Annotated in this window: 20 protein-coding genes; 12 read left to right on the top strand and 8 right to left on the bottom strand. The window is 72.2% G+C overall.

Translation table 11 applies throughout. From position 1 onward, the window contains the following. The first annotated feature begins 4 nt into the window (after positions 1-4). On the top strand, positions 5-475 hold the full coding sequence (locus WBK31_RS23880; protein ID WP_364055834.1) for a SigE family RNA polymerase sigma factor: 471 nt from the start codon (positions 5-7) through the stop codon (positions 473-475). Further along, positions 472-2,193, top strand: coding sequence for a hypothetical protein (locus WBK31_RS23875; RefSeq protein WP_406673159.1), 1,722 nt, complete (start codon positions 472-474; stop codon positions 2,191-2,193). The genes WBK31_RS23880 and WBK31_RS23875 overlap by 4 nt, the downstream gene beginning before the upstream one ends. Positions 2,194-2,383: 190 nt before the next feature. Here the strand turns inward: WBK31_RS23875 and WBK31_RS23870 are convergent, their stop codons facing one another. Beyond that, the gene (locus WBK31_RS23870; protein WP_406675523.1) at positions 2,384-3,715 is read right to left on the bottom strand and encodes an APC family permease; all 1,332 of its coding nucleotides are present in this window, start codon (positions 3,713-3,715) and stop codon (positions 2,384-2,386) included. 405 nt (positions 3,716-4,120) lie between these two features. On the opposite strand from WBK31_RS23870, the gene WBK31_RS23865 reads away from it, so the two are divergent. Then, the gene (locus tag WBK31_RS23865) at positions 4,121-5,326 is read left to right on the top strand and encodes an SRPBCC family protein (RefSeq protein ID WP_364055828.1); all 1,206 of its coding nucleotides are present in this window, start codon (positions 4,121-4,123) and stop codon (positions 5,324-5,326) included. 95 nt (positions 5,327-5,421) lie between these two features. On the opposite strand, the gene WBK31_RS23860 is transcribed toward WBK31_RS23865, so the two are convergent. Further along, the gene (locus WBK31_RS23860) at positions 5,422-5,712 is read right to left on the bottom strand and encodes a DUF3817 domain-containing protein (protein WP_364055825.1); all 291 of its coding nucleotides are present in this window, start codon (positions 5,710-5,712) and stop codon (positions 5,422-5,424) included. 69 nt (positions 5,713-5,781) lie between these two features. Beyond that, entirely contained in the window at positions 5,782-6,666 is an 885-nt protein-coding gene (locus WBK31_RS23855; RefSeq protein WP_406673158.1) for a hypothetical protein, read from the bottom strand. Positions 6,667-6,862: 196 nt separating this feature from the next. On the opposite strand from WBK31_RS23855, the gene WBK31_RS23850 reads away from it, so the two are divergent. Continuing rightward, a complete protein-coding gene (locus WBK31_RS23850) occupies positions 6,863-8,341 on the top strand; it encodes a serine/threonine-protein kinase (RefSeq protein ID WP_378787475.1) in 1,479 nt (492 codons plus the stop codon). Between the two features lie 16 nt (positions 8,342-8,357). Here WBK31_RS23850 and corA read toward each other — a convergent pair whose 3' ends face one another. The 4 genes from corA to WBK31_RS23830 all read right to left on the bottom strand — a co-directional run bounded on the left by corA (position 8,358) and on the right by WBK31_RS23830 (position 12,477). Continuing rightward, on the bottom strand, positions 8,358-9,536 hold the full coding sequence (gene corA, locus WBK31_RS23845) for a magnesium/cobalt transporter CorA (RefSeq protein WP_378790209.1): 1,179 nt from the start codon (positions 9,534-9,536) through the stop codon (positions 8,358-8,360). A gap of 402 nt (positions 9,537-9,938) precedes the next feature. Beyond that, positions 9,939-10,757, bottom strand: coding sequence for a DUF817 domain-containing protein (locus tag WBK31_RS23840; protein ID WP_406673157.1), 819 nt, complete (start codon positions 10,755-10,757; stop codon positions 9,939-9,941). Between the two features lie 63 nt (positions 10,758-10,820). Then, positions 10,821-11,987, bottom strand: a complete 1,167-nt coding sequence (locus WBK31_RS23835; RefSeq protein WP_364055811.1) for a zinc-dependent alcohol dehydrogenase — start codon at positions 11,985-11,987, stop codon at positions 10,821-10,823. A 31-nt stretch (positions 11,988-12,018) separates the two neighbouring features. Beyond that, complete coding sequence (locus WBK31_RS23830) at positions 12,019-12,477, bottom strand: hypothetical protein (protein WP_378787480.1); 459 nt, start codon at positions 12,475-12,477, stop codon at positions 12,019-12,021. Between the two features lie 379 nt (positions 12,478-12,856). Between WBK31_RS23830 and WBK31_RS23825 the strand changes: the two genes are divergently transcribed. From WBK31_RS23825 to WBK31_RS23805, 5 genes are all read left to right on the top strand, one after another. Further along, the gene (locus tag WBK31_RS23825) at positions 12,857-14,518 is read left to right on the top strand and encodes a ubiquinol-cytochrome c reductase cytochrome b subunit (RefSeq protein ID WP_364055805.1); all 1,662 of its coding nucleotides are present in this window, start codon (positions 12,857-12,859) and stop codon (positions 14,516-14,518) included. Positions 14,519-14,596: 78 nt separating this feature from the next. Beyond that, a complete protein-coding gene (locus WBK31_RS23820; protein ID WP_406673156.1) occupies positions 14,597-15,820 on the top strand; it encodes a site-2 protease family protein in 1,224 nt (407 codons plus the stop codon). 961 nt (positions 15,821-16,781) lie between these two features. Next, on the top strand, positions 16,782-17,192 hold the full coding sequence (locus tag WBK31_RS23815; RefSeq protein ID WP_364055799.1) for a hypothetical protein: 411 nt from the start codon (positions 16,782-16,784) through the stop codon (positions 17,190-17,192). A gap of 382 nt (positions 17,193-17,574) precedes the next feature. After that, complete coding sequence (locus tag WBK31_RS23810) at positions 17,575-17,853, top strand: hypothetical protein (protein ID WP_364055796.1); 279 nt, start codon at positions 17,575-17,577, stop codon at positions 17,851-17,853. A gap of 866 nt (positions 17,854-18,719) precedes the next feature. After that, complete coding sequence (locus tag WBK31_RS23805) at positions 18,720-19,067, top strand: hypothetical protein (protein WP_364055790.1); 348 nt, start codon at positions 18,720-18,722, stop codon at positions 19,065-19,067. 189 nt (positions 19,068-19,256) lie between these two features. On the opposite strand, the gene WBK31_RS23800 is transcribed toward WBK31_RS23805, so the two are convergent. Continuing rightward, positions 19,257-20,267: a hypothetical protein gene (locus tag WBK31_RS23800; protein ID WP_406673155.1), complete on the bottom strand. Its 1,011-nt coding sequence runs from the start codon at positions 20,265-20,267 to the stop codon at positions 19,257-19,259. A gap of 86 nt (positions 20,268-20,353) precedes the next feature. Here WBK31_RS23800 and WBK31_RS23795 point away from each other — a divergent pair, with 86 nt between their 5' ends. From WBK31_RS23795 to WBK31_RS23785, 3 genes are all read left to right on the top strand, one after another. Continuing rightward, on the top strand, positions 20,354-21,304 hold the full coding sequence (locus WBK31_RS23795) for a helix-turn-helix domain-containing protein (protein WP_406675522.1): 951 nt from the start codon (positions 20,354-20,356) through the stop codon (positions 21,302-21,304). Positions 21,305-21,510: 206 nt separating this feature from the next. Beyond that, positions 21,511-23,382, top strand: a complete 1,872-nt coding sequence (locus tag WBK31_RS23790) for an ABC transporter ATP-binding protein (protein ID WP_406673154.1) — start codon at positions 21,511-21,513, stop codon at positions 23,380-23,382. Then, complete coding sequence (locus tag WBK31_RS23785) at positions 23,379-25,082, top strand: ABC transporter ATP-binding protein (RefSeq protein ID WP_406673153.1); 1,704 nt, start codon at positions 23,379-23,381, stop codon at positions 25,080-25,082. Before WBK31_RS23790 ends, WBK31_RS23785 begins: the two co-directional genes overlap by 4 nt. Position 25,083: the final 1 nt, after the last annotated feature.

Below are 25,083 nucleotides of genomic sequence, written 5' to 3'. Positions count from 1 at the left end.
GGAGGTGGAGTTCGAGGATTTCGTCCGGGCCAGGGGGCCGGCGCTGCTGCGGTACGGGCTCGTGCTGACGGGGAACGCCGACGACGCCGCGGACCTGGTGCAGGAGGCGCTGCTCAAGCTGAACTCCACCTGGCGCCGGGTCAGAAGGAAGGACGACCCGGAGGGCTACGTCCGCACGATCATGGCCAGGCAGCACGTGACGTGGTGGCGGCGCCGCCGGCGGGAGCAGCTCACGGACGAGGTGCCGTCGCCGGTCCGGGAGGACGAGGAGGACCTGCGGGAGGTCTGGGAGCGGCTGCGCGCTCTGCCGCCGAAGCAACGGGCGGTGCTGGTGCTGCGCTACCACGAGGGGTTCGGCGACGGTGAGATCGCCGCGATCCTCGGGATCTCCCAGGCGACCGTACGCAGCCAGGCGTCCCGCGCGCTCGCCACACTCCGCGCCCGCGCACGGGCACTGTCGGGGAGGCAGGCATGAGAACCGACGATGAGCGCCCGGCCAAGCAGCCGACCAAGGCCGAGTCGGCCGAGGTTGAGGTGAGTGGGGCCGGGCTGACCGAGGTCGAGTCGATCAAGGCTGGGGTGAGTGGGGCCGAGACGACCGGGGCTGGGGTGAGTGGGGCCGGGCTGAGCGGGGCCGAGTCGGCCGAGGTTGAGGCGAGCGGGGCCGGGCTGACCAGGGTCGAGCGGACCGAGGCCGGGCTGACCAAACTTGGGCTGGCCGAGCCCGAGCTGGATAGGGCCGAGCTGGCCAAGGGCCCGCTGTTCGGTGGTCCGCTGGTCGAGGGGTCGCTGGTCGAAGGGCCGCTGATCGAAGCCGGGCTGGTTGATGACGAGGCGGCCGATGATCAGGCGGTCGATGATCGGCTGGCTGAGGAGCGGCTGGCCGAGGCGTTGCGGACGATCGCGGAACGGGCTCCGCAGCACGACCTGCTCGCCGCCCTGGCGGCGCGACGGCGGGACCGGCGGCGCCGCCGGACGGGGGCCGTGCTGGCGTCGGCGTGCGCGCTCGCGCTCGGGTGGGCGGTGGTGACCGCGTGGCCGTCCCCGCCCCAGCCGATCCCCGGACCCGGCGCGGGCGGCACCGCCGCCCCCAGCGCGGCGGCCCCCAGCGCGGCGGCCCCGAGCGCGGCACCTTCGAGCGCGGCAGCCCCGAGCACGGAAACCCCGAGCACGGCGGTCCCTGCATCAGGGCTGGAGACGCCGGGATCGGGCAGGGAGTCCGCGCCAGGGCCGGACGGGGACAAGGCGAACCTCGGCCGCACGCCGCGGCCCGACAGGGACACGGCGTCTGGGCCGGAGGGAGACGCTACGCCGGGTCCGGGCAGGGACGGCGCGTCATGGCCGGACGGAAGCCTCACGCAGGGGCCGGACGCGTCAAGGCCGGGCAGGGAGATCGAGCGGGTGTGGCCGGGCGCCATGGTCACCGTCCCGGCGGCCTACCGGCCGCTGGCCGCCATCGACGCCACACGGCTGCTGGTCAGGGAAAACCGCGGCACGATCGGCGTTTACGACGTCACCACCGGGCGGTTCACGACGGTGGCCACACCGTCCGGCGAGATCACGGCGCTGACCGTCGATGACGAGCACGCCGCCTGGCTGACCGATGGCTGGGTGTGGGTCGCGCCGCTGCGCGGCACCGGCCAGGCGCGGCGGGTGGGCCGCGCCGAGGGCCGTTCCGTCGATCGGCTGGAGCTGGCGGGCGATCAGGTGATCTGGTCGAGCCCGCTCGACGGGGTGTGGCGGATGCCCATCGGCGGGGGAGCGGCGAAGAAGGTGCCCAGGTCGGCGGGGCTACAGCTCGCCGGCTGGCCGTGGGCCACCGACGAGCCGCTCGCCCTCAAGCACAGCGCCACCCGCCTGGTGAACCTTGAGACGGGCAAGAAGGTGACGATCCGGGCGGCGCGCGGGGTCGAAGGGCTGCGCTGCCGGGCCACCTGGTGCGCGGGGCAGCGCGGGCAGGACACTGTGGTGCAGCGGACGGACGGCCGTGACGCGCGGGTGGTCAAGGGTTTGCACGGGGAGTCCTACCGCGACCGGTTCTTCCCCGGGTACGCCGGCGTGTACGACGCCGACGCCGGCCTCGTCTCCTTCGAGCCGCTCAGCGAGTGGTCGGGAGGGGACGGGGTGATCTTCTGGGAGCAGGGCGACGGACTACGGGTGGTGAACCTGGCCGCCGTCCCACCGGCCCGGTAAGCGCACCGGGGTCGCCCGCCGATGTCCGCAGCTCGGGTGGACCCGGTGGGGTCCCGGGGGAATCGGCGGGAGACTTCGGCCCCGGACGGAAAACGGGGCCGCCTTCAACGGCGCGGCCCCGGACGGAAAACGGGGCCGCCTTCAACGGCGCGGCCCCGGGTGGGAATGGGCCGCTCCGAAGGCGGCCCACTCATGTCCGTTCTGAGGCTCTCTTATGCGACCACCAGGTGATCGCCCAGAGGATCAGGCCGATCGCCAGCAGCACGCCCGCGATCTCGTACTGCCCCGCCGGACGGCCGGACGACCACGGCAGGACGAGGTAGAGGCAGGTGATCGTGCCGATGACGGGCAGCACGCTGCCCGCTCTGAAGTGCTCGACCCCCGTGTCCTCCCTGCGCAGCACCAGGACGGAGACGTTGACCAGCGCGAAGACCGCGAGCAGCAGCAGCGAGGTGGTGCCGCCGAGCAGCGCCACGACCGGGCTGTCGGGCACCAGCGAGACGTAGGCGATGAGCAGCAGCGCGATCACGGTGGTGAACACGATCGACACGTGCGGGGTGCGCCGTGTCGGGTGCACCTTGGACAGGAACGGCGGCAGCACGCCCTGCTTGCTCATGCCGTACAGCAGGCGGCTGGCCATCAGCATGTTGATCAGCGCCGAGTTGGCGACGGCGAACATCGAGATGAACGGCAGCAGCTCGCCGATCGGCACCCCGGGCGCCGCCGTCTCCACCACTGTCACCAGCGGCGTCTCACTCGCCTCCAGCTCGCCGACCGGCACCACGGCGACCGCGCAGATGGACACCAGCACGTAGATGAGCCCGGTGATGCCGATGCCGGTGAACATCATCCGCGGGAAGATCTTGACCGGGTCCTTGGTCTCCTCCGCCATGTTGACGGAGTCCTCGAAGCCGACCATGGCGAAGAAGGCCAGCGACGTGGCCGCGCTGACCGCGAGGAACACGCTCTTGTCCTCGGGCGTCTCGAACGCCACGACCCGGGAGAAGTCGGCCTCGCCGCCGGTGATGAAGTACAGGCTGAGCACGATCACGAGCAGCAGGCCGGACAGCTCGATCGCGGTGAGCACCACGTTGAGCTTGACGCTCTCCCCCACGCCGCGCAGGTTGACGGCCAGGACGAGCAGCATGAACGCCATCGCGATCAGCAGGATGACGGTGTTGCCGACCTCCAGGCCGAACCCGGTGGCGAGGTTGGCGGCGAAGGCCCGCGACGCCGCCGAGGCCGAGGTGATGCCGGAGCACATCATCGCGAAGCACACCAGGAAGGTCAGCAGGTGCTTGCCGAACGCCTTATGGACGTACAGCGCCGCGCCCGCCGCTTCCGGGTATTTCGTGACCAGCTCCAGATAGGAGCACGCCGTGATCAGCGCGACGACGAACGCGACGGCGAACGGCAGCCACGCGGCGCCGCCCACCTCCCCGGCCACCTGGCCGGTCAGGGCGTAGATGCCGGTGCCGAGGATGTCGCCGACGATGAACAGCAGCAGCAGGCCGGGGCCCATCACCCGCTTAAGGGTGGGCTGGCCGTCACTCCCCGTTTCCGCGGGGCCGGGGGACTGATCTGTGACATAGGGGTCCTTGTCGTGCGTCAGCCGTGCGGCTGCATGGGCATGGGAACGCGTCCCGCGCGCGGGAACCTCGTGGGTTGAGCGATCACGGCGCCGGCGGGCGTCGTGGGCCGGACCGGCCGCCTGATCACGACAGTCATCCTGTCACTTTACGGCGCGTACAGACATCCGTGAATACGTCGTCACGCTGTGTCGGCGCGTGTCCCCGCGCTGCGACGTTCGCACGTCGGAGCCGATTCCCGGCCGCCATGACCGGTGTTGCGGCTACCGTCCGTTAGCCCAGGTCGTCGGCGGGTAGCGGCCCTCAGCAGCATCAAGCCGGTGCGAACTGGGGGAGTCATGAGCACCTTTCGGGACGAGACCGCGGGGCCGTCACGCCTGCCCAGCCTGCTCAAGGCGGCCGGGGTGGGAGCCTGCGCGGGGGCCGCGGCCGCGTACCTGCTGGACCCCGCGAGGGGACGGGCCCGCAGGGCGCGCGTACGGGACAAGGCGGCGCACGCCACGCACGAGATGCGCGACGGCGCGGCCGTGCTCAGCCGCGACCTGGGCAACCGCGGACGGGGAGCGGGCGCCGAGCTGCGCTACCGGATCGCGGGCCGCTCGGCCGACGACCGGGTGCTGTCGGAGCGGGTACGCGCCGAGCTGGGCCGTCATGTCAGCCACCCGCACGCCGTGCGCGTCTCCGTGCACGATCACGTGGTGACGCTGGAAGGCGACCTGCTCGCCGAAGAGGAGGAGCACGCCAGGAAGGCGGTGCGGCGCATTCCGGGTGTGAAGGCGGTCGACGCCCGCTGGATCCCGCACATCGACCCGTCCGGCGTGCCGACGTTGCAGGGCCGGGGCCGGCCCCGCGAACCCGTTCCCGAACTGCGGCAGCAGCGCTGGTCCCCGACCGCCAGGTTCGGCGCCGGGCTGGCCGCCGCGTACGCGCTGACCGCCTCCCGCCGCCTGCCCGGCCCGCTGGCCTGGATCGTGCGCGCGGCCGGCGCCGCCGTGGCCGCACGCGCGCTGACGAACCTGCCGCTGCGCCGCCTCACCGGCATCAACGCCGGCAGGCGCGCGGTGGACGTGGCGGAGGCGGTCGAGATCACCGCGCCGCCCGAGGCCATCTGGAAGCTGGTGAGCGACTACTCGGTGTTCGCCGAGGTCATGCCCGACGTGTACGAGGTGCGCCGCTCGCCCGACGGCGGGCTCTCGCACTGGATGATCAAGGGCCCGGCCGGTGTGCCGATCCGCTTCGACGCCACTGAGACCAAGCGCGACGAAGGCAAGGAGATCGCCTGGAAGTCCACCGAAGGCCAGCTCATCGCGCACACCGGGTCGCTGCGGCTGGTGGACAGGGGGCGGGGCAGGACCCGCGTGCAGGTGCGGTTCACGTACAACCCGGTGGTGGGCGCCGCCGGGCACGCCATCGCCAAGCTCCTCGGCGCGGACCCCGGCCACAAGCTGCGGCAGGACCTGGCGCGGCTGAAGCGGCACGTCGAACGCGCGCAGCAACGGCGGGAGACCGGCCGCAGGGGGCGCCCGGTCGCGGTCGGCAGCTGAGGTAGCGGTCGGTGGCTGAGGTCGCGGTCGGCGGCTGAGTCGGTGTTCCGCGCCTCAGCGGTCATGCCGGGGCGCGGTACACCCCAGAGGTGGCGTCAGGCCGGCTGCGGGGTGCGGGCGGCCATGCGGCGTTCGAACCAGATCGAGGTGAACGGCGGCACCGCGCACGCCAGCCCGAGCACCACCGTGCCCCGGCCCCAGCCCGCCTCCCGCGCCGAGAGCAGCACGCCGAGGCCGTAGAGCACGAACAGCGCGCCGTGGATCGGCCCGAAGATCTTGACGCCGAGCTCGCTGGTCTCGGTCACGTGCTTGAAGAACATCCCGACCAGCAGCCCGGCCCACGAGCACGCCTCGGCCACCGCCGCGACACGGAACCAGCGCAGCACCTTTCGCCCCTTTCCTTGGAAGATCTCCACGTACTCTACAGGCTGTAGAGCAGAGGCTGGACGGCGGTCTCAGTGGCCGCGGCGGCGCTGGACGTAGAGCCGGTCGCCGCGCGGCCCCGTCCACTCCAGCCGCACCACCCCGGGCACGGCCGCGTCGCCGGTGCGGGAGGGGTCGGCCCAGTAGCCGGCGTTCGGGTTGCGGAAGAACGTCGCCCACAACCGCCCGGCGTGGTCGCGGAAGAGGTTGTTGTGCCCCGCGCCGACGCCCAGCGTCCACCGCTTGGAGTAGGGCCCTTCGAACCGGTCGGCGACCGCCACCACCGCGTCGTACTGGTACTGCGTCCGGCCCGGGCCCGGTGGGTCGTAGGCGTGGCGGGTGCTGCCGTCGATGTGGTGGTACGCGCCCGGCTCGATGAAGTCGGGCCCGCCGATGAAGGACTCGCCGAACGGCTTGTCCAGGTTGCCCTCCGCGAGCCGGTACGGCCCCTCGATCCCGCCCTCGCTGACCAGCAGGAACGAGCCGACCTTGCGGGAGTGGTCGCCCATGCACGCCACGATGTACCACTTACCGCGGAAGCAGTGCACCTCGGGCGCCCACACCTGACCCCGCTTGCCGAACCGCTCGTCGCTCCAGTACTCCTGCCAGGGCGCGACCACCGTGCGCCCTTCGCGGTTCTCGTTCACGAACTCGGGCGACCACACCTTGCCCTTCTCCGCGCCGGGCCTGATGCGGGTGGTGTCCACCAGCCGCCACGGGCCGCGCAGGGACGGCGCGGTCCACACGAAGATGCCGTCGTTCCAGGGCCCGGCCGCCTGCAGGCCGGGCACCCGCGTGGTGCCGGTGGCGACATAGAGCGGGCGGCCGCGCACGATGAAGCAGTTCACGTACGTGTCCCGCATCCAGACCCGGCCCAGCTCCCGGTCGCGGGGGCGGGGGCGGCCGCCGCGCGACATGCCGGAGAGTCTGCCGATATCCCTGGAATTTCGTCAATAACCCGGAAGAAATACGTACGCGGGCTCCCGGCCGCCGGAAAGCCCGTACGGTATGGGCATCGCGGCGACGCCGGAGCGATGGCGGAAACCTCAAGCACCCGCCGGAGCGTTGGAGCGGGTGAGAAAGCAGGCGCGCCCAGACGGGGAAAGGCGGAGGATGACCTCGGGAACGAGCAGCACGCAGGCGCAGGACATGCTGGGCCCCTACCGGGTGCTCAGGAAGATCGGCGAGGGCGGCATGGGCGTCGCCCACCTCGGGCTCGACCCCGCCGGCCTGCATGTCGCGATCAAGGTGCTGCACCCCCACGTGGCCGCCGACCTCAAGGCGCGCGACCGGCTCATCCGCGAGGTCGAGACCATGCGCCGGGTGCGCAGCCGCTACGTCGCCGAGGTGATCGACGCCCAGATCGCGGGCGGCCGCCCGTACGTGGTGACGCGCTTCGCCGACGGCCGCACGCTCGAGGACACCGTGCTGAGCGACGGTCCGCTGAAGCCCCATGAGGTCGTCAGGCTCGCCCAGGGCCTGTGCCAGGCGCTGGTGGACATCCACGCGGCCGGGGTGATCCACCGTGACCTCAAGCCGTCCAACGTCATGCTGGTCGACGGCGAGCCGCTGGTCATCGACTTCGGCATCGCGCAGCTCGTCGACTCGGCCCGGCTGACGCAGACCGGGATGTTCGTCGGCACGCCGGGCTACCTCGCGCCCGAGATCATCCGCGAGTCGCTGATCACCCAGGCGGCCGACGTGCACGCGCTCGCCTCGACGGTGTTCTTCGCCGCCACGGGGCTGCCGCCGTTCGGCACGGGCACGTTCGAGTCGGTCTGCTTCAACACCATGGAGGGCCGCTGGCAGTCCGAGCACGCGCCCGGCTGGCTGCGCGGCTGGCTCACCCGCGCGCTCGACGTCGACCCCGCCGCCAGGCCCACCGCGCGGGAGCTCGCGCGCATGGCCGCCGCGCTCGACCCCGACGGCCGCCGTCCCACCGCCACCCCGGCGTACGACCGCACGCTCACCATGCCCGCCGGCCAGGACGCCGTCTCCGACCTGCTGCCGCCCGTCACCTACGCCACGAGCGTCCACGAGCAGGCGCACCCCGCGACCACCGCGGCCCCCACCGTTCACGAGGACAAGCCAGAGCCGCCGCGCCCCGCGCCGCCCCGCGAGCCGTTCGAGCTGCGCAGATTCCTGAAGAGCAGCGACTTCTCCGGCGTGCTCGTGCTCATCATGCTGGCCTCGATCACCGTGCTCAGGCCGGTCACCATCGGCCTGATCGCGGCGGGGCTCTCGGTGGCGCTGCGGATCGCCGGCCACTACCTCGACGACGAGCGCGAAGACCTCACCAGGGCCGCGCTCGTGACGGTCGGCCACCTGCTGCTGTCGCTGGCGTTCGGCATCGTCGCCGGCACGCTCCTCCACATGACCGGCTGGCTGAACGCGAGCCACGCCGAGTCGCTGGCGGCGGGGGCGTTCACGATCGGCCTGTTCGCGCTGCCCGGCGCGGGCAAGGTGCGGCAGGTCGCCTCCACCGCGCTCGCCCGCGTGCTGCCCGGCCAGAGCGCGGTCATCGTGAACACCGCGATCCTGGGGCCGATCGCGCTCATCACGGTGATCGCCGCCCTGAGCCAGGGCGTGTGAGCGGGTCCGGCGGGGGTCAGAGCCAGCCGCGCCGCTTGAAGATCACGTACAGGCTGAGGCAGGTCAGCGCCATCAGGCCGAGCGCGAACGGATAGCCGTAGGTCCAGCGCAGCTCGGGCATGTTCGGCGGCTCGAAGTTCATGCCGTAGACCGTGCCGATGAGGGTGGGCGCGAAGAGGATGGCGGCCCACGAGGAGATCTTCTTGATCTCCTCGTTCTGTGCCAGGCTGGCCTCCGTCATGTGCTTGATCTCCTCGTTCTGCGCCTGCGTGACGAGGGTGGCGTTGACGGTGAGGATGTCGGCCAGCATCTGGCGGAAGCCGTCCACCCGCTCGGCCACGGTGGTGGCGTGGTCGGCGACGTCGCGCAGGTAGCGCTGCAGCTCCTCCTCGGTGCCGTACTTGTCGAAGCCCGCCGTCAGGCCGTCGAGGATGGCGAGCAGCGGCCTGGTCGCCCGCTGGAACTCGATCACCTCGCGCGACAGCTCGTAGATGCGCCGCGAGACGCCGGGGTCGCCGCCGAACACCTGCGTCTCGATCTCGTCGATGTCGTTCTGCAGACCGGCGACGACGGGGGCGTAGCCGTCCACGACGTGGTCGAGCACGGCGTACAGGACGGCCTCGGAGCCGCGTGCCAGCAGCGCGGGGTCGGCCTCCATGCGCTCGCGCACCGCGTGCAGCGGGGGCGCGTTGCCGTGGCGGACGGTCAGCACGAAATCGGGGCCGCAGAACAGGTGGATCTCGCCGAACTCCACCTGCTCGGCGGCGTCGTCGTAGCGGGCGGCGCGCAGCACCACGAACAGGGTGTCGCCGTAGCGCTCCAGCTTGGGGCGCTGATGGGCGACGACGGCGTCCTCGATGGCCAGCTCGTGCAGCCCGAACTCCTTGCCGAGCACCTCCAGATGCTCCTCGTCGGGCTGGTAGAGGCCGATCCAGGCCATCGTGCCCGGCTCGTCGCGCAGCCGGGCGCGCACGTCGGCGGGGGACGACGGGCTGTCGAGACGCCGGCCGTCGCGGTAGAGGGCGGCGTCGAGCACCTGGCCGTCGAGCACCCGCACGCCGTCGCGCCGGGCAGGGCGGCGGCCGTGCGGATCCATCGACTCCTCGGGCGCGGGCTTGCGCTCGGGCTCTGCCTTGACGGCCGGAGCCGCGATACGCCGTACGGGACGCAGAACGCGTGAACGCCAGTCGGACATCATCGGTGGACCTCCGGAACGTACTCAAAGGGCGACGACCCGGCGCGCGCGACGGCATGAGGGCACGCGGCAGCGCCGGGTGGAGAAGGGGATGTCGGCTGCTCAGTGAGTGCGACTAGGAGGTTGACTGCTCATGCAGCCTCACCTCCTCGCCCTGGGGCCACGCGGACGGTGGCATCCGGAAGAACCCGCCCAACATACCGCACGCATATGACGCGCGGATGGACGGCGCGGGGCCGGCGGGTGTGCGGCCGCCGGCGGGTTCGCGGAACGGTTCGCGTCATGGAGCAAGCAGTGATCTTCATGACGGGGACGGTTTCGCGGTCGGTCTGTTTCGCGTACGGACGGTTGGGCCTGCGGACGGGACGGCTGCGCGTACGGGATGACGAAACGGCTCGCGCTTTACGAGGGTACCCGGCGCACCGGCGTCGCCCATCCGCGCACGCGTGCCGCGGCGGGCAGGTGCAGCCGCCCCCGGGTCGCCTGCCACGAGGCGACCATCACGAACGTGACGCTGACCAGCAGCGCCCACGCCCCGAACTTCGCCGGGTGCACCAGGTGCCAGGCGTCCTGCTGATGCGGGTACTGCCAGGCGCCCAGGAAGGTCGCGATGTTCTCCGCCACCCACAGGAAGAACCCGATGAGCGCGAGCGACAGCGCCAGCGGCATCTGGTAGCGGTGGCCGCCCACGGTGAAGTGCACGACCGTGCCCCAGGTGACGAGCAGCAGTGCGGCGGCCAGCGGGATGCGCAGGTCGATCGAGAAGTGCTGGCTGACGAAGTTCACGTAGATGGCCGAAGCCACCAGGGTCGTCGGCACCGTGCGGTAGCCGACCAGCCGCAGCTCGAAGATCCGCCAGGCGGAGCAGACGTAGCTGCCCACGGCCGCGTACAGGAAGCCGCTGTACAGCGGCACCCCACCGATCTTGGTGTGGGCGTCCTCGGGGTAGCTCCACGAGCCGATCCGTACCTTGAACAGCTCGAACGCCAGCCCCACCAGGTGGAAAGCGGCGATGACGGCGGTCTCCGCGCCGGTCTCCCAGCGGGTCAGGCGCAGCAGGACGGTCACCGCGACCGCGTACAGCAGCAGCGCGTCGTAGCGCGGGATCGGCAGCGGCACGACCGACGAGACGGCGAGGCCCGCGAACATGGCGACCGCGAACGTGCACGCCCGCGCCTCCGCCCAGGCGAAACGGAACAGCTGGGTGACGAAGAATCCCACGCCTGTATCCGATGGCCGCCACCGCGCCCGAGTTCATGAGATTGTGTGAAATATCGGTGCAGGTCACGGACGGAAGACCGCGCGGACGCAGCCGTCCAGCTTCCGCTTGAACAGCTCGTAGCCCTCCGGTCCGTCGTCCAGGCGCATCGGATGCGTGAGCAGGTGGGAGGCGTCGATCTCGCCCCGGCTCATCCGGTCCAGGATCATCGGGATGTAGCGGTGGCCGTGCTGCTGGGCGCCGCGCATCGTCAGGCCCTTGTTCATCAGCGCGCCCATCGGGAACTTGTCGACCATCCCGACGTACACGCCGAGCACCGACACCGTGCCGCCCTTCCTGCACGCCTGCACGGCCTGCCGCAGCGCGAGGCCGCGGTCGCTCTGCAGGCGCACCGCCTGCTTGGCGCGGTCGTAGACGTACTGCGGGCCGGTGCCGTGGCTCTCCATGCCGACCGCCTCGATGCAGACGTCGGGGCCGCGCCCGCCGGTCATCTCCTTGAGCGCGTCCAGCACGTCGGCCCGTTCGTAGTCCAGCGGCTCCGCGCCGATCGCGGCGGCCATGCCGAGCCGTTCGGGGAACCGGTCGATCGCGATCACCCGCTCGGCGCCCATCCGCAGGGACGCCAGCGCCGCCATCTGCCCGACGCCGCCGCACCCCCACACCGCCACCACGTCGCCCGGCCCCACCTGGCCGAGATCCGCGCCCATCCACCCGGTCGGCACCGCGTCGGAGGCGAAGACCGCGTTCGAGTCCGGCACGTTCTCCGGCACCGGGAAGGCGTTGACGTCGGCGTACGGGACGCGCACGTACTCGGCGTGGCTGCCCGCGAAGCCGCCCATGGCGTGGGAGTAGCCGAAGATCCCGGCGCTGGAGTGGCCGTTCAGCTTCTCCTGAACGCCCGGGTTCGGGTTGGTGTTGTCGCACAGCGACCACAGGCCCTCGCGGCAGTAGCGGCAGCGGCCGCAGCCCAGGATCGAGCACACCGCGACGCGCTCGCCCACCCGCCGCTCCTTCACGTCCGGGCCGACCTCGACCACCTCGCCGACGAACTCGTGCCCCAGCACGTCGCCGGCCAGCATCGCCGGGACGTAGCCGTCCAGCAGGTGCAGGTCGGAGCCGCACACCGAGCTGGCGGTCACCTTGACCAGGGCGTCCTGGCGGTTGAGCAGGTGCGGCTCGGGGACGTCCTCGACCGTCAGCTCGTTCACGCCCGTCCAGCACAGCGCCTTCATCGCCTCGCCCTCCCTCCGCGCAGCGCGCCGTTCATCGGGGTCCCCTTCGCGTCAGGTGGCGGATGACGGGAGCGGCGGTGCGGCCGAACGCCGTACGCCGGCCCTCCGGCTGGCCCTCGACCCGCAGCACCTCGCCGGTCTCCAGGAGCTGCTTGAGCGCGCGTACCTGCTCCCTGGTCGCGCCGTCGGCGGTGCGGACCGCGATCTCCGTGCCCCGCCCGCCCGGCGCGCGGCTGATACGGATCTCGTGCCGCTCGGCCAGCCTCGCGAGCAGGTCCGGCCGGTCCCTGCCGGTCAGCGCGGCGGGGTCGGCCTCGACCGTGACCGCGTACCAGGGGACGGTCTCGGGGCGTCGGGACCGCAGCGCGCGTGCCGCCATCGCCGCCGTCGCTCCCGCCGCGGCGGCGCCCGCCAGTAGCAGCCCCCGCCGTCTCGGGGCGCGGGCGCGGTGGTGTCGCGTGCGCCTGGTGAACGTGCGTGTGCGTTTCATGAGTGCGCGGCTGCCCGTCACACGTACCCGCAAACCGGCCGCAGCGCCCGCCGCGAACCGCCCCGGCCAGCGCCGCGCGCTCGTCCGCGAACCGCCCGGCCCAGCGCCGCGCGCTCGTCCGCGAACCGCCCCGCTTTCCGTCCGTGCCCACTCGCGGACCGCCCGCGACGCCTGCCTTCCACCCCCACTCCCGAGGGCGCCTGCGGGAGCCCTGCCGATGCCCGTTCGGAGAAGTCCTTGCTGGTGCTTGTGTTTTCCCGGGGCCGATCGGGGGCAGCCGCCTAACCAGTCGCCCCGGAGTTCCAGCGTGGGGCAGGCGATCGCGGGGGCGGAGATCGTCCCGCCGGTGCCGGGGCCGCGGCTATGGGGGAGGCCATCGATGGAGACACCGCCGAAGTTCATCAGCGGGCCGAGCACGTTCCTGGACGACCGTCTCGGCGGTGCCGCCTTCCTCAAGCGCAACATGCGCAAGATCTTCCCGGACCACTGGTCGTTCCTGCTGGGCGAGATCGCGCTCTACACGTTCATCATCCTGCTGCTGACCGGCACGTTCCTCACCTTCTGGTTCCGTCCCAGCATGGGTCACGTCATCTACGACGGCCCGTACGCGCCGCTGCTCGGCGTGCAGATGTCCGAGGCGTACGCGTCCACGCTGGAGATCAGCTTCGAGGTGCGCGGCGGCCTGCTGGTGCGGCAGATCCACCACTGGGCGGCCCTGCTGTTCGTGGCGAGCCTGGTCGTGCACATGCTGCGGGTGTTCTTCACCGGCGCCTACCGCAAGCCGCGCGAGCTGAACTGGCTCATCGGCATCGGCCTGTTCACGCTGTCGCTGTTCGAGGGCCTGACCGGCTACTCGCTGCCCGACGACCTGCTGTCCGGCGCCGGTCTGCGCATCACGCAGGGCGTGCTGCAGTCGATTCCGCTGATCGGTACGTACCTGTCGTTCTTCCTCTTCGACGGCGAGTATCCCGGCGAGACCGTGATCGAGCGCTTCTACGCCCTGCACATCCTGCTCATCCCGGGCATCCTGCTCGCGCTCATCACCGCTCACCTCGTACTGATGTGGGTGCAGAAGCACACCCAGATGCCGGGCAAGGGACGTACCGAGCGCAACGTGGTCGGCTCGCCGCTGTACCCCGCCTTCATGGGCAAGTCGGGCGCGTTCCTGCTGTTCACGCTCGCGGTGCTGTGCGGGCTCGCGACGTTCGCACAGATCAACCCCATCTGGCTCTTCGGCCCGTACTCACCGGCCGACATCTCCGCCGGTTCCCAGCCCGACTGGTACATGGGCTTCCTGGAAGGCTCGCTGCGGCTCATGCCGCCATGGGAGATCAACCTCTTCGGCACCGCCGGAGGGACACTGCCGCTGAGCGTGCTCATCCCGGCCCTCGTGCCGCTCGGGTTGATCATCACGGGGCTCGTGCTCTTCCCGTTCCTGGAACAGTGGGTCACCGGCGACAAGCGCGAGCACCACATCGCCGACCGGCCCCGCAACAACCCGCACCGCACCGCGATCGGCATCTCCGCCATCACGTTCTACGGGGTCCTGTGGCTGCTCGGCGCGAACGACCTGTTCGCCACCCACTTCCACGTCAGCCTCAACTGGACGACGTACGCCGGCCGCGCGCTCATCTTCATCGGGCCCGCGCTGGCCTACTGGATCACGTACCGGATCTGCCTCGGCCTGCAGCGCTCCGACGCCAATGTCGTCTCGCACGGCGTCGAGTCGGGGGTCATCCAGCGGCTGCCGCACGGTGAGTTCATCGAGGTCCACGCGCCGCCGTCCGAGGACATCGAGGCGCACGTCCTCGGCAAGAAGCCCGTCCCGATGCTGCCGTCGGGGCCGGACGGCGACGGCGTGCCGCCCAAGGTCGCGCGCGGGCCGCTCGGCAAGCTCAGGATCAAGATGAGCCGCGCGTACGGAGGCGAGAGGATCCGCCTCTCCAGCGGCGACGGCCACGGAGACGGTCACGGGCCCGGCACCGACGTCGAGGGCCGCGACACCCCGCCAACGGCCAGGACCGGCCCGCCCGAGCAGTAGCCGCACCCCCGCGGAGCGCAGGTGACCTTTCCTGCCCTGAGGGTAAGGGACGGCGACAGCCATTCCGCGGGAGGAAAGATGCGCTCCTCGATTCCTCTTGGCCGCATCGCCGGGGTCCGGGTCGGGCTCAACATCAGCGTGCTGGTCATCGTCGTCATCCTGGTCGTGGGGCTGGCCTTCGGGCGGTTCCCGGCCGTCTTCCCCGGGCGATCCCCGGCGGTCTACCTGCTGGCCGGGCTGGTCGCGGCCGTGCTGTTCCTCGCCTCGCTGCTCGCCCACGAACTGGCGCACGCGGTCACCGCGCGCCGCCACGGCATCGACGTCGCGCAGATCACCCTGTGGCTGCTCGGCGGCGTCGCCGAACTGCGCGGCGAGCCGCGCACGCCGGGCGCCGACCTGAAGATCGCGGTCGTCGGGCCGCTCACGAGCCTGCTGGTCGGCGTGGTCTCCGGGGCCATCGCGCTGCTCGCCGACGCCGCTCTGGGGACGCCGCTGCTGGCCGGCGTCTTCTGGTACCTCGCCGCCGTCAACGTCCTGCTCGCCATCTTCAACCTCATCCCCGCCGCGCCGCTCGACGGCGGACGCGTGCTGCGGGCCGCGCTGTGGGCGCGCTGGGGCGACCGTACGCGGGCGGCCGTCGCCGCCGCCCGTGCCGGCCGGGTCTTCGGGTACGTGCTCATCGCCCTCGGCTTCATCCAGGTGCTCGCCGGGCTCGGGTTCCAGGGGTTCTGGCTGGCCCTCATCGGCCTGTTCCTGGTGAACGCCGCCACCGCCGAGGAGCAGCAGACCCAGCTCGGCCACGCCCTCTACGGGCTGCGCGTGGCCGACGTGATGTCCGGCAACCCCATCACCGCCCACCCCGACGAAACCGTGGCCGGCCTCATCGACCGGGTCGTGCTGCGGCACCGGCTGTCCACGTACCCGCTGGTCGACGGGCACGGCACCTTCACCGGACTCGTCACGCTCAACCGCATCCGCCAGGTCCTTCCCCAGGAACGCGCCGTCACGCGGCTGAGCGACATCGCCTGCCCGGCCCACGAGGTGCCCAAGGCACGCCCCGACGAGCAGCTCACCGACCTGCTCCAGCGCATGGGCCGCAGCACGGACGGGCGCGCCGTCGTCCTCGACCCCACCGGCCGCCTCCTCGGCCTCATCACACCCAGCGACGTCAGCCGCGTCGTCGCCACGGCCGGCCTGCGCGCCACAGACCCCTACCTGGGGCCGCGGGGTGCGGACATCGCCGTACCGCACCAGCGCCGAGAGGAGCCCGGCCGCGTCCGCCACCACCACGACGCCACCTGACCGCTTCCACCTGGGGGTGGACCACCGCTTCTCCCTGCCTGCGCGGCCCTACTGCCCGGGCTTGCCTGCCCCAGCAACCTGGGCCCGCTTTCGACCGCGTCGCGCACCGTAACCTGGGCCTGCTCCTGATTGCGTCCCGCGCCGCAGCCCGGGCCCACTTCCGATCGCGTCCCGCGCTGCTACCTGGGCCCGCCCCCTGAGCGCGTCTCGTGCCGCAGCCGGGCCCGCTTTCGACCCCGCCCGCGCCACAACCCTGCGCCTGCGCCTGCCCTCGGACCACAGCCCGCGCCACAATCTGCGCTTGCCCTCGGACCGCAGCCCGCGCCACGCCCTTGAGCCCGCCTCACAGCCACGGCCCGCCCTACTACCCACGGCCGGCCCTACCTTCCACGGCTGCTCACGGTCGGCCGGATCTCCCACGGCTGGCCTGCTCCCTGAGCGGGACCCCAGCCCACGGCCGGCCTGCTCCTTGGGCGCGGCCTCAAGCCACCGTCGGCCCAACTGCGGCCCACCCCGCGATCCCGGTCACTCCGAGACCTCGACCTATCTCGCGACTTCGACCTGCCTCGAGACCTCGACAAGCCATCAGAGCCCGGCTCGCACCATGACTCGGACCCCGGCGTGCCCGCGCTGCCGGCCCACTGGCGCGAACGCCGCCCCTACGGGCACCGCCTCCTCGTCGTGGCCCCGCAGTCCTGCAGCCCGCAGCTCCCCGTACCCCCGCCCCTGCCGCCACCCGAAAGCTCGTAGCCCTCGCCCCCAGAAACCTCGTCTGGGGGCCGGTGGGCGTCGTGTTATTGAATGCAATCTGTGGGTTTTGACGGGTTGTTTGGGTTTAAGGAGGTAACTGAGAACATCTGCATGGGTACGTCTGCTTGCGTCTAGGTGTCCCGACAAAAGTGCGGGTGCCGGATTCTGGCCAATTTATCCAGGCAAGGAAACGAGTGCAGTGAATACCAACATGTCCCGCCGCGGACGGTACGCGATGCTGGCCGTGGCCGCCGCCGCTTCCAGCGTCATCTTCCTTCCGCTGGCCCAGGGTGTGGCCTCCGCCAGCGCGGGCTTCCACACCGTTCAGGCCGGCGGCCCGCCCGCTCCGGCGGCGCCGGTGCGCCACGTCACCAAGGTCCGCCACGTGCCCAAGGAGAAGCCCATTCTCCACAACCCGCGGTTCCACATGCCGCGGATCCGGGTGATCATCCACAACCGCAACCACAACAAGAACCGCCGCCACGAGCTGCGCCACCACCGCCACGAGCGGGTGCAGCCGCTGCAGGTCGAGCGCGAGGAAGTCGAAGCGCCAGAGGAAGAGGTCGAGAACGAGCCGGAGAGGAACGACGGCCGCTGGTGGTGGCCGAGCGAGCTGCGCTAATGCGCGATCGGTCCTCGTACGGAAGCGACAGGGTCGCGGTGTGAGTGGTGGGGTCTGCGGGCCTCCGGACGGGACGGCCCGCACGGACCCCGCACCAGCCGCCCGCACCGCGGCCCTGTCGCGGCACCGGAGAAAGGACCACTGGGCCCCGTATCATCCCGCTCGGCGAAAGCCGCCTCCAGTGAAAAGGCCGGTCGCCGCTCAACGAATGACCGACCGAAAAGCGACGGCCGATCATGCCTGGCACCTTCGTGGTTCTCCACAATTGGGCATGACTCGGCTAGCATCGTGATTCACTCGGATATTTCCGGCGGCGCGGGGAGTTTCCACGTTGACCTACCTGGGGGAGGATCCGCCGCGAGAGTGGCCCGACACTCTCGACGTGACCAAACTGCTGGACAACGGATGGCGCCCCCGCCCCTTCCGGCAACTCCTCCTGAAAGTGCACAGCCGCTGCAATCTGGCCTGTGACTACTGCTACGTCTCCACTCTCGCGGACCAAAGCTGGCGGTCGCAGCCCAAAGTCATGGCCCCGGAACTCGTCACCGCCGCCGCGGAACGCATCGCCGAACACGCCACCGCACACGGGCTCACCTCCGTACGCCTGATCCGGCACGGCGGCGAACCCCTGCTCACGGGCGCACCTACTTACGCAAGGTAGTCGAGGCCATCGGGCTCATCTGGTCGTGGAGACCGCCGGCACGATCGAGCAGACCGACTCACTCGAAGCCGCCGGCCACGGCGCCGCCGCGACCGGCCTGACGCCGGGTGGCGGCGGCAAGCAGAAGGCAAAGTCCTCGTCAGCGGGCTGCCGCAGTCCGAACGGTGGGTCACGCGCGCCCTGGGCGCCGAGTACGGGCTGTCCGCCACTAACGCGCACGCCGCGGTCATGCGGGCGCGCTCGTGCTCATCGTGGACGGCATCGAGGAACTCGAATCCACCCGACCTTCCGAGTTCCTGGCATGGGCGCGGAACACTCCTTGCGGCGTCGTGCTCACCGGACGGGACGCGGAGCCGGATGGATTCGAGACGGTACGCGTGCTCGGGACCGCGCCCTCCGAGGCCCGGCGACGGCTGGAGGGCCTGCTGACCGCCCGCGAGGCCGACCCCGACCGGCTGCTCGGCCTGACTCTGCGGCGAGTCGCCCGTGCATTTGGTACGGCGAGTGGTCACGTGGTGTCGGGCGAGAGCACCGACGTCCGGACCAAGCCGCGGGACGCGGGCGTGTACGACGTGCCAGGCCTTCCTGGACGCCGCCGTCGACGCGGGCCTTCTCTGCCCGGCAGGCGACGGGATCTACCATTTCGTGCATCCGCTGATTCGCGAGCACCTGGCCGCCGTCACACCCACTTCATTCATGAATTAGCGGAGAAACGCGCGTCCGTACGCCATGATTGTGCAATTTCAAGGCCGCCGGATGTTTCAATCCCGGGCGGCCGATGTGGCGGCGAGAAAGATTTTCCGGTGGCCACTTGACGGCTTCCCGTCGGCGTTCGTCACCATGGGCGGAGAGGAAGGGAGGGACACATGCTCAAAACAGCATGCGCCACCGCTGCCATGGTGGCCGCCGCCCTCGTCCCGTCAGCGTCATCCCAGGTCAACGCCGATACGGCGGATTGCTTCCGTACCGCCACCGGTGTCTCGGAGTCGCGCGCGGCGCCGTGTAAGTGGATGACCGGCGAGTCCGGTCGCAGATGCTTCTACTGCAAGGGGAAGCGCGGCGGCTGGAAACGCCAGTACTGCGAGCAGAAACAGACCAAGCCGAAGCTCAGGGAATGCGATACGGCGCCCGACACGACCAATCCGAAGAAGGTCTGCACGATATGTAAGGAGGACGGCACGGTGGTGTCGCGGGACTGCAAGACGACACCATAGTCCGGCCTGCTCCTCACCGCGTGAACGCCCCGGCCGTCGTATGGCGGCCGGGGCGGCGTGCGCCTCGGCCGTCGCGTGGCGGCCGGGGCGGTGTGCGCCTCGGCACCGGAGCCACCCCGTCGCGTCTGACCGGGCGGCCGTCGCGTCGGCTGGGATGGCGGGTGTGTTCACGCACGCGCGGCGTGCGCGTCAGCCCGGCACTAGTTCCGTGCGCAGCTCGTGGGAGCCGTCCGGGCGGCGGGCCTCGTAGAACAGGCGGTGGCCGCCTCCGGGCAGGGGCAGCACCTCCAGGTAGCGCACGTCCGCCACGGGCTCCGCGCCCACTGGGATGAGTAGCGGGCCGCTGACCGGATCCGCGCCTATCGGGGTGGGTAGTGGGCCGGCGACCCGATCCGTGCCTTCCGGGGTGGGTAGTGGGCAGGCGACCGGGTCCGCGCCCACCGGGGCGTTGACGGGCTCTGTGCCCATCGAAGCCGGCAGCGGGCCGCCAGCAGGTACGGCGATGCCCGCGCGTTCCCGCCAGTTCTCCGCGGCCGAGGCGCGGCCGTCGTAGGACGCGCGGCCGTCCGGCAGCACGGCGGTCAGCCCGGCTCCGCGGGCGTCCCAGGCGCCGGGGCGGCCGGTCAGGACCGTGCCGTGCCACCGCCAGGTCAGCCCGTCATCGCTGGTCGCGTACGCGGTGCTCATGCGGTCCTCGGCCCCCGGCACGTCCAGCGGGTGGCAGCACAGCCACGCCCGCCAGGTGCGGCCGTCGTGACGGATCACCGGGTCCTTGACCCCGGTACGAGAATCGCCCGCGAAGACCGTACGCACCCGGGCCGTCGCCAGGCCCTCCGGCGATGCGGCTTCGAGCACGCCGATCCACCAGTGCTTGGTCCCCGGCGTGGCGCAGCTGACGTACAGCCGCCAGCGCCCGGACGGCGTGCGGACCAGGGCGGGACGCTCCACCATGGCCGCGCGGAAGCGGTCGCGCGGCAGCAGCGCGACCGTGGTGAAGCGCCCGCCGTCCACCGAGCGGGCCACGACGTTGCGGTCCTCGCCGTCGCGTACCCGGTAGGCGAGTACGTACGTGCCGTCGTCGTCGAGCGCGGCGCTCGGCGCGCCGGCCCAGCGCTGCGGCCCGGGGCCCGGAGCGGGCACGGCGACCGCCGGGCGGCCCTGTCCGGGCAGCGGGAAGCGCGGGTGCGTGGTGATGGTCATGCCCCCAGCGTCGCGGGCGGCACCGGAGGCGGGGGAGTGGCAGGAATGACCAGATGCGGGAATTTCCTGCCAGAATCGCAGACGTGATCCGCGATGTCGTCGCCGTCGTCGGGGACGTGGCCGCCACGTTCGAGCTGGGGATCGTCTGCCAGGTGTTCGGCCTCGACCGTTCCGACGACGACCTGCCCGGGTACGACTTCGCGGTCTGCGCGCCCACGCCCGGCCTCGTGCCGACCACCTCCGGCTTCTCCGTCCAGGTCGAACACGGGCTCGACCGCATCGCCCGCGCCGACCTGGTGACCGTGCCCGCCTGGCCCGCGCTCGACGCGCCCGTGCCCGAGCCGCTGCTCGCCGCCCTGCGCGCGGCGGCCGAACGGGGCGCGCGCGTGCTCACCATCTGCACCGGAGCCTTCCTCGCGGCCGCCGCCGGGCTGCTCGACGGCCGCAGGGCCACCACCCACTGGCAGTTCGCCGGCCTGCTCGCGCGCGCCCACCCCCGTGTCAGGGTCGAGCCGGACATCCTGTACGTCTCCGACGGCCCCGTCCTCAGCAGCGCCGGAGCGGCCGCCGGGATCGACGCCTGCCTGCACCTCATCCGGCTGGAGTACGGTGCCGCCACGGCCAACGCCCTGGCCAGACGCCTCGTGGTGCCCGCACATCGGGCCGGCGGGCAGGCCCAGTACGTCGAGGCGCCCATGCCGCCGCCGCGCACCCCGTACGAGCTGTCGGAGCTGCTCGACTGGATCACCCGGCACCTCGACCGGCCGCTCACCGTGGAGGCGCTCGCCGCGCGCGCCGCCATGTCGCCGCGTACGTTCGCCCGCCGGTTCAAGGCGCTGACCGGCACCACGCCGCACCGCTGGCTGCTCGAACAGCGGCTGCGCCTCGCCGAAGAGCTGCTGGAGACCACCGAGCTGAGCGTGGACGCCGTGGCGGCGCGGGCCGGGTTCGGCGGCGCGGACACCCTGCGACACCACTTCGCCGCCCGGCGCGGCATCGCGCCCGCAGCCTACCGCCGCGCCTTCCGCCGCCTGTGATCCGCGCCTTTTTATGCGCTTTCCGCCCCTGTCCTGAGTTCCCACCGGTGGGCGGCACGTCTCAAGCTCTTCCACCGCGCCCTTCCATCGCGCCCTTCCATCGCGCCCTCCCTGCGCCCGAGCCCCATTCCGGACATCGGCTCGCGCACCCCACCTCCTTCTCGCATACCCTTATTCGTACGCGTACGAAAAATGAAGGGAGCGCGATGACCGCCATCGAATCCGCACCGGCGGCGGCGCGGCGCGAACGCGTCCGCGACCCCGCGCCCGACCCGGGCACGGCCGGACTCCTGCGCCCGCACATCCCGGGCTTCGCCGCCGTGGTGATCCTCCAGATCGCCGGGGCCCTCGCCGGCCTCGCCCCGCTGCTGGCCGTCGTCGAGCTGGGCCGCACGCTGCTCGCGCCGGGACCGATCGACGCCGGACACGTCCGTACGGTGGTGATCGCGGGCGCGGCCGGGCTGCTCGTCCGGCTGGTGTGCACCGCGACGTCGTCCGGCATCGGCCACCTGGTCGACACCGACGTGCAGCTCGCGCTGCGCAGGCGGCTCGCCGAGCGGCTCGGGCGGGCGCCGATGGGCTGGCTGTCGCGACGCCGCACCGGCGAGCTGGCCAAGGTGGTCGGGGACGACGTCAGCGCCATGCACCCGCTGATCGCACACACGCCCGGCGAGCTGACCGCCGCGTTCGTGGTGCCCGCGGCATCGCTGATCTACCTGCTCACCGTCGACTGGCGGCTCACGCTCATCACGCTGATCCCCGTCGCGCTCGCCCTCATGCTGGTGCCGCTGCTGATGCTGCCGGCCAGGGCCCGCGAGCAGCGCGAGTTCGAGGCCGCCATGGGGCGCATCGCGGACTCGGTGGTCGAGTTCGTGCAGGGGATCGCGGTGGTGAAGGCGTTCGGCGGGTCGCAGCGGGCGCACCGGGCGTTCATCACCGCCGTGGACGACTTCGTCGGCACCTTCCTGCGCTGGGTGCGCGGCATGTCGCCGATCGCGGCGGCGATGCGGCTGGTGCTGGCGCCGCCGTTCGTGCTGCTGGTCGTGCTGATCGGCGGTGCGGTGCGCATCGCGTCGGGCGGTCTGGCGCCGGCGGACCTGCTGCCGTTCCTGCTGCTCGGGCTCGGGCTGACCGCTCCGGTGGCGGCGCTCGGCCACGGGTTCGACGACGTGACCGCCGCGGGCCGCGCGCTCGGCCGCGTCAAGGAGGTGCTGTCCGTACGGCCGCTGCCGGAGCCGGAACGTCCGGTGACACCGAGCGGCCACCGGGTGGAGCTGCGCGGCGTGCGCTTCGGCTACGAGGAGGACCGCGAGGTGCTGCGCGGCGTGGACCTGGTGCTGGAGCCCGGCACCACGACCGCCGTGGTCGGACCGTCGGGCAGCGGGAAGTCCACCCTGGTCCGGCTGCTGCCGAGGTTCTTCGATCCGGCGGAGGGCGCGGTGCTGCTCGGCGGCGCCGACCTGCGCGACATCGCCGCCGACGAGCTCTACCGGCGGGTCTCGTTCGTCTTCCAGGACGTACGCCTGCTGCGCGCGTCCGTCGCCGACAACATCGCGCTCGCGGTGCCGCACGCCGATCGCGACGCCATCGTGCGGGCCGCCCGGCTGGCCGGCATCCACGATCGCGTCATGGAGCTGCCGCGCGGCTACGACACGGTCATCGGCGCGGAGGCCAGGCTGTCGGGCGGCGAGGCCCAGCGCGTCGCGCTCGCCCGCGCCCTGCTGGCCGACACGCCCGTCCTGGTGCTCGACGAGGCCACCTCCTTCGCCGACCCGCAGACCGAGCAGGCCGTACGCCGCGCCCTCGCCGGCCTCGGCGGCGACCGGACGATCCTCGTCATCGCCCACCGTCAGGAGACCATCGCCGGGGCCGACACCGTCGTCCTGCTGGAGGACGGCGTGATCACCGAACAGGGAGCCCCGGCCGAGCTGCTGCGGCGGGGCGGCAGGTTCGCCGCGTTCTGGCGCGCCCACGACCCGCGACAGGCCGGGGAGCGCCGGCCCGCGCACGACCCGGCACAGGCAGGCGCGTACGACGCGGCGCAGGCCGGGGAGCGGCAAGGAGAGGAGGCACGATGATCAAAACGCTGCTGCGGGTGCTCGGCGACCAGTACGCCCGCCCGATGCGCCGCACCCTGGCCCTGATGGCGGTGGCCGCCGTCGCCGAGGGCCTGTCGTACGCGCTGCTCGTCCCGGTCCTGCGCGAGCTGCTCGGCGGCGCGCCGGAGAGTGCCGTGCCGTGGCTGGCGGGGTTCGGGGCGGCGGTCGCCGGTTACGCCGTGCTGCGCTACGCCGCCGACCTGTCCGGCATGAGGGTCGGCACCACGATGCTGCGCGGCATGTACCACCGGCTCGGCGGCCACCTGGCCAGGCTGCCCATCGGCTGGTACGACACCGGCCGGGTCGGCGAGGTGTCCGTCATGGCGGGACGCGGCCTGCTCCAGGCGATGGGCGTGGCCGCGCACCTGCTGGCGCCGTTCGTCTCGGCGGTCGTGACGCCGCTGACGATCGTGGCCGTGATGTCCGTCTTCGACTGGCGGATGGGCCTGGCCGCGCTGGTCGCCGCGCCCGCCGTCGCGGGGGTCCAGGCGTACGCCGCCCGCGCGACGGCCGCCGCCGACGCTGACCGGCACGAACGCGACAAGGAGTCCACCGACCGGGTCATCGAGTATCTTCAGGCCCAGCCGGTGCTGCGGGCCGGCGGCCGGAGCGGGGAGCGGTTCGCGCTGCTCGACGACGCGCTGCGGCACGTACGGCGGGCCGCGCGCGCCACCCTGCTCGCCACGCTGCCCGCCGCCGTGGGCCTGACGCTCACCGTCCAGGTGGTGTTCACGGCGCTGCTGGCCCTGGGCGCGTACCTCGCGCTCGGCGGCGGCATCGGCGCCGCGGAGGTGCTGGCGATCCTGGTGCTCGCGGCCCGCTGCGCCGACCCGCTGCTGTCGCTGGCGGAGATCGGCGGCAAGCTGCGCGGTGCCCGCGCCGAGCTGGACCGGCTCGACACCGTGCTGCACACCGAGCCGCTGCCCGAGCCGGCGAAGCCCGTCCTGCCCGACCGCCACGACCTGCGGCTCGACGCCGTCACCTTCCGGCACGGCGACCGCACCGTCCTCGACGGGGTGTCGCTGTCCGTGGCGGAGGGCGAACGGCTGGCCGTGGTGGGGCCGTCGGGCGCGGGCAAGAGCACGCTGCTGCACCTGCTGGCCCGCTTCTACGACGTGGACGCGGGCGCCGTGCGCATCGGCGGTGCGGACGTACGCGACGTCGCCGCGGAAGACCTGATGTCGCGCATCGCCATCGTCTTCCAGGACGTCTACCTCTTCGACGGCACCATCGAGGAGAACGTCAGGCTCGGCCGCCCCGGCGCCACCGACGCCGAGGTGCGGGCGGCGGCCCGCGCGGCCCGGCTGGACGAGGTCGTCGAACGCCTGCCGGGCGGCTGGGCGGCGAAGGTCGGCGAGGGCGGGGCGCGGCTGTCCGGAGGCGAGCGCCAGCGCGTCTCGATCGCGCGGGCGCTGCTCAAGGACGCCCCCATCGTGCTGCTCGACGAGGTGACCTCCGCGCTCGACCCGGTCAACGAGGCCGCCGTGCACGAGGGCGTCGAGCGGCTGATGGCGGGCCGTACCGTGGTGATGGTCGCGCACCGCATGCGCACCGTGCGCCGCGCCGACCGGGTGATCTTCCTCGACGGCGGCCGCGTCGTGGAGGAGGGCACGCACGAGGAGCTGGTGCGCAGCGGCGGCAGGTACGCGGGGTTCTGGGAGTTGTCGGTGACGCCGTGAC

The organism is Nonomuraea sp. N2-4H, assembly GCF_045291505.1.
Lineage (GTDB): Bacteria > Actinomycetota > Actinomycetes > Streptosporangiales > Streptosporangiaceae > Nonomuraea > Nonomuraea fastidiosa.
The sequence above is the reverse complement of the archived record's forward strand: the minus strand, read 5'-3'. Positions and strand labels throughout refer to the sequence as shown.